The 4,352-nt window shown below is 72.1% G+C and carries 4 protein-coding genes; 1 reads left to right on the top strand and 3 read right to left on the bottom strand.

The window, feature by feature from the left end; genetic code table 11:
• Positions 1-103 precede the first annotated feature (103 nt).
• The 3 genes from ESO86_RS12210 to ESO86_RS12200 all read right to left on the bottom strand — a co-directional run bounded on the left by ESO86_RS12210 (position 104) and on the right by ESO86_RS12200 (position 3,748).
• The gene (locus tag ESO86_RS12210) at positions 104-1,396 is read right to left on the bottom strand and encodes an ATP-binding protein (RefSeq protein ID WP_129235277.1); all 1,293 of its coding nucleotides are present in this window, start codon (positions 1,394-1,396) and stop codon (positions 104-106) included.
• Positions 1,397-1,794: 398 nt separating this feature from the next.
• Complete coding sequence (locus ESO86_RS12205; RefSeq protein WP_129235276.1) at positions 1,795-2,613, bottom strand: hypothetical protein; 819 nt, start codon at positions 2,611-2,613, stop codon at positions 1,795-1,797.
• 160 nt (positions 2,614-2,773) lie between these two features.
• Positions 2,774-3,748, bottom strand: a complete 975-nt coding sequence (locus ESO86_RS12200; RefSeq protein WP_129235275.1) for a helix-turn-helix transcriptional regulator — start codon at positions 3,746-3,748, stop codon at positions 2,774-2,776.
• Positions 3,749-3,984: 236 nt separating this feature from the next.
• Between ESO86_RS12200 and ESO86_RS12195 the strand changes: the two genes are divergently transcribed.
• Positions 3,985-4,352: DUF7882 family protein (locus ESO86_RS12195; protein WP_242492346.1), on the top strand; the 368-nt coding region annotated here is incomplete at its 3' end.

Here is a 4,352-nt window from a genome sequence, read left to right as displayed (position 1 = left end):
CCCGGCACCCCGGGCGGTTCGCTGCCGCCCTCCTGAGCGGTGCCGCTCCGACCCGGCCGGACCCGGCTCGCGGTCGGCAGCGTCGGCCCGGGCGCGCTCCCCGCTACACGCGCGCGAGCGCCTCGATGTCCTCCAGGAACGCCGCCGTCGTCTCCGCGGACACCGTCGTCCGCGTGCCGGAGATCGCCTCCAGGTAGTCGTGGGTCGTCGGCCCGGGACGCTCGGCCGCGGCATCCGTCCCGCTCGAGAGCGCGGCCTCGAACGCGCGCTGCGACGCACTGCGGGCGGCGAACTCGATGTCGGCCGGGGAGAACCCCGCGGTCCGCTCGACCAGCACGGCGAGGTCGACATCGGCGGCGACGGCCTCCGGGATGTAGCGCCGCCAGATCGCCGTCCGCGCCGTCTCGTCCGGAAGGCCGATGGGGATGACGTAGTCGAAGCGGCCGTGGCGCAGGAACGCGGTATCGAGCGCGCGGATGAAGTTCGTGGCGCACACGAGCAGCCGGCCGGGCTGCTCGCGGAACGCGGGGATGATCTTCAGGAGCTCGTTCGTGACGCCCTGGAGCGGCGACGGCGGTTCGCCGGAGCGCTGCGCCGCGATCTCCTCGACCTCGTCGATGAACACGACCGCGTGCTCGAGTTCCGCGATCTTCGTGAAGGTGTCGCGGAGCGCCCCGGCCAGCCCGCCCGGGTCGGCCGCGAGACGTGACGGGAAGACCTCGACGAACGACCACTCCAGTCGTGAGGCGATCGCCTTCGCGAAGGTCGTCTTGCCGGTTCCGGGCGGGCCGAACAGCACGACGGCGCGCGGCGGGACCACGCCGAACCGCTCCGCGAGGTCCGGCTCGGCGAGGGGCATGACGAGCCGCTGCTCGAGGATCTCCTTCTCACGGCGCATGCCGGCGACGGCCTCCCAGAGGTCGCGCGGGAGGATGCGTCCGCCGAGCTCGGCGAGCGAGCTGAGCTCCTCCCGCTGGACCGGGATGCGCCGCTCGTAGTAGCGGAGGTGCTGGCGGAGCTCGAAGCCCTGCCGTCGGAACGCGTCGACGCGCGTCTCCTCCGCCTCGGGCACGAGCGCGGACAGCTTGCCGAGGCCGTGCGGCTCCATCTTCTTCTCGAGGGCGGCGAGGAGCGCGGTGCCGATCCCCCGACCTCGCCACTCGGGCGTCGTCGCCAGGAACACGATCCAGCCCTGGTTGTGGGCCGCCCGGCCGACGACGGCGCCGACGACCTCCTCGCCGTGGACGGCGACCAGCGCGTCGTCCTTCTCGCAGGAGGCGAGCACCTCGCTGAGCCCGTAGACCGGCTCGATCGGCGAGGTCGTCGCGTGCTCCCAGAGATGGAGGATGCCGTCGAGGTCATCCCGATGGAATTCGCGAATCCGCCACCCGGTCATCCGCCGCGCCTCCTGCCGATGGGTCCTCCGGCGTCGTCGCCGTCACGCCAGCGTACGGCGGCGGGCCCGCGTCGCGGAATCCGTGACGCTCCACCGCCCGATGCCGTACGTGCTGGCCCTTCAGCTCGTGCGATACCGCAAGCCATTCATCATGGACCTGCTGCCGCTGCACGCCGACTAGGCGAGGACCGAGGATGCCGCTGCCCAGCGTCGTATCCACGACCTCAGGCTCGAGGTCTACCTGTCCTTGCCGATCCCGGTCGTCCGCGTCCCCGTGCTCCCGCCGCCGGAGCGCGTGGACTTCAGCCTCGCGCGCCTGTAGGCACCGCACGCCGTCGCAATGCCGGGCGCGGGTCGAGCCCGTCATGCCGGACCGGGCTCGGAGGGGTTCGGCCTCGTCATCCGGGCCGCACGATCAGCGGATCCTCCTCGAGCGGAGGCGTCTGCTCCTCGATCGCCTCGTTCACCGCCTGCTCGACATCCGTCGAGTCGTTGACTCGCCCCACCAGGCGCTTGGCGACGGCCGCGGCGAACGCCTGTGGGTCGAAGGGGGGCGAACTCGGCGAGAGCTTCTGGAGGTACCGCCTGACGATGCTCACCTGGCCCTTGGTGATGTCGCTGATGTCTCCGGATCGGAACTTCTGGAGGAGCACCAGATCGGCCGGGTTGCTGATCTTCACCCACCGACCCGAGTCGGAGAGCGCGTACAGCGCATTGTCGCCTGGGTCGGTCGGGTTCACGATGCGGAAGGTCATGTCGTCGTCCCTTTCATCGTCGGGTCTCGGACGCCCGAGCGCGTCCACGCCAGCCAGCGTCTCCGAGCCCCACCTCATCGACCATCCGCGGTAGCTCGGCTGGTCGTAGTCGGCGAATGCGATCGTCCCGATCGCGGTACCGAAGTTGTCGACCCGGGAGGACGCCATCAGCAACGTATGGTTGCCGCCGCCGATATCGATGGCCGTGTGCCCGCACTCGACGCCGTCGATGAAGACGCCCGCCCAGTAGTGGATCGCGCCGCGCGGTGCGGTCCGCCAGTCGGCGCGGAGGGGCCCGGAAGAGGACCCCGCCTCCAGCGCGGTCCCGAACGAACGGCCGAAGTCGCCGGCCCAGAACACCAGCGCGGCGCACCATCCCGCCCACGACGAATCGATCTGCCCGACATCCTTCGTGGGGTGCGCGCGTGCGAACGCGATCGCCTGCTCGACGGTGTTCGGCATGCCCTCTCCCGACCGCCGTGGCGCGGAATCCCCCGATCCCCGGAACCGGCTTCCGCTCCGTCCGGCGCGAATGCTACTCCGGTGGGACGGTGGCGGCAATTGCCTCTTTGCAGCGATCCGCCGTGCGTCCCCGTGCTCCCGCCGACGGAGCGCGTGGACTTCATCCTCGCGCGACTGTAGGCACCGCGCGCAATCGCGCGCCGACGGTCTCCGAGGGGAGTTCGCCGAACTCGCGGGCGTACGTCCCGGCGAAGCGGGAGAGGTGCGCGAACCCCCACCGGCGGGCGACGGCCGCGATGCCCTGGTCGGGCGGCGCGAAGCGCAGCTCGTCGCGCACTCCGGCGAGGCGGATGCCGCGCAGGTGCTCGGACGGCGACTGGCCGAGTTCCGCGGCGAACGCGGAATGGAGTCCGCGGACCGAGATGTGCAGCGCGGCCGCGATGTCCTGGACCGAGATCGGTTCGGCGGCGTGCGCGTGCATGTGGTCGACGGCGGCCCGCACGGTCCGCGAGCGCGCGCCGAACGACATCCGTCGCCCCTCGAGGTCGAGGGCGACCACCTGGAACGCATGCAGGTAGGCCGTGGCGAGCCGGTTGAACGCGGCGGCGGCGATGAGCGGCTCCGCGAACGCCTCGGGGGTGACGAGCATCGCCTCTCGCACCCGGTGCGCGATCCGCTGCCAGTGACGGCCGAGCTCCGCGCTCCGCGGCGCGACGGTGACGAATCCCGGCTCGACCTCGGCGTCGCCCGTGATCGCCCGGGCGACGGCGGCGACGCCCGCGCGGTCCAGCATGATGGCGCGCGCGGCGACCGCGTCCCAGGTCGCGGCGAGCCCCTCGGGCGCCTGCAGGTACGGCAGCGAGGTGTCGACGGGGGTGCGCCCGTGGCGCAGGTCGAAGCCGCGGCCCTTCGCGGAGATCACGACGAGGTCGTCGGCGCCGGCGACGCTCGCGGCGGGTGCCGAGAACGCGTATTCGATCACGGTGAACGAGGGCGCGGCGTCGAACCTCAGCCGCACGCGGAACTCGGACGGGTCGGCCCGGCCGAAGGCGAGCCGCGGGACCATGGGCGCGAAGGCATCGCGCGCCGCCTCGGGGTCGCGCGTGTCGATCGCGGACCGGGCCAGTCCGACCATGCATCTCCCTCGTTCCCGGCGTCGGGGCGTACCGGATCGGGTAAGTGTACGTCGCCGATCCTGAGTTTCGGGATATCCGGATTCGGAAGATTCCGCCCCTGCCTGCCCAGCGCTCGCCTGCGAGGGCGTAGCGTTCTCAGCGCGAGCGGTGCATGACCTCGACGGAGGGGGACCGCGATGGTCGGCACCGCTCGCGAATCCTCACCCCCCGCACAGTCGGAAGGAGTCCGGCCGAGATGGGAACCCTCGTCTATGACAGCCGACTGTCGATCCCCGTGGACGACCGCACGCTCGCACACCTCCAGGTGGTGATCCTCGGCAAGCTCCGGCGACGTGAGCACTTCGCGTTCACGGCGACGGTCGACGGCCGCGAGGTGGGCCTGTGGCTCGGCCCGTCGGTCGCCCTGGAGTTCCGGTACGCCGACCGGCGTCGACCCGCCATGAACCGCGCCTGGCTCGAACTGCTGGCGGATGTCGCGGCCTCGCGCGACGGTCTCGTGATCGCGCCCGAGCCGGTCGAGGTGCCCGATGGCCGGTCGATCCCGCGCCGGCCCGCCGCGCCGACGAGGGTCCCGACGGCGCCCACGCGGCAGCCGCGACGGGC

The sequence above is a fragment of the Agromyces binzhouensis genome (assembly GCF_004135055.1).
GTDB classification, from domain to species: Bacteria; Actinomycetota; Actinomycetes; order Actinomycetales; family Microbacteriaceae; genus Agromyces; species Agromyces binzhouensis.
This window is presented reverse-complemented; position numbering and strand designations above follow the sequence as displayed.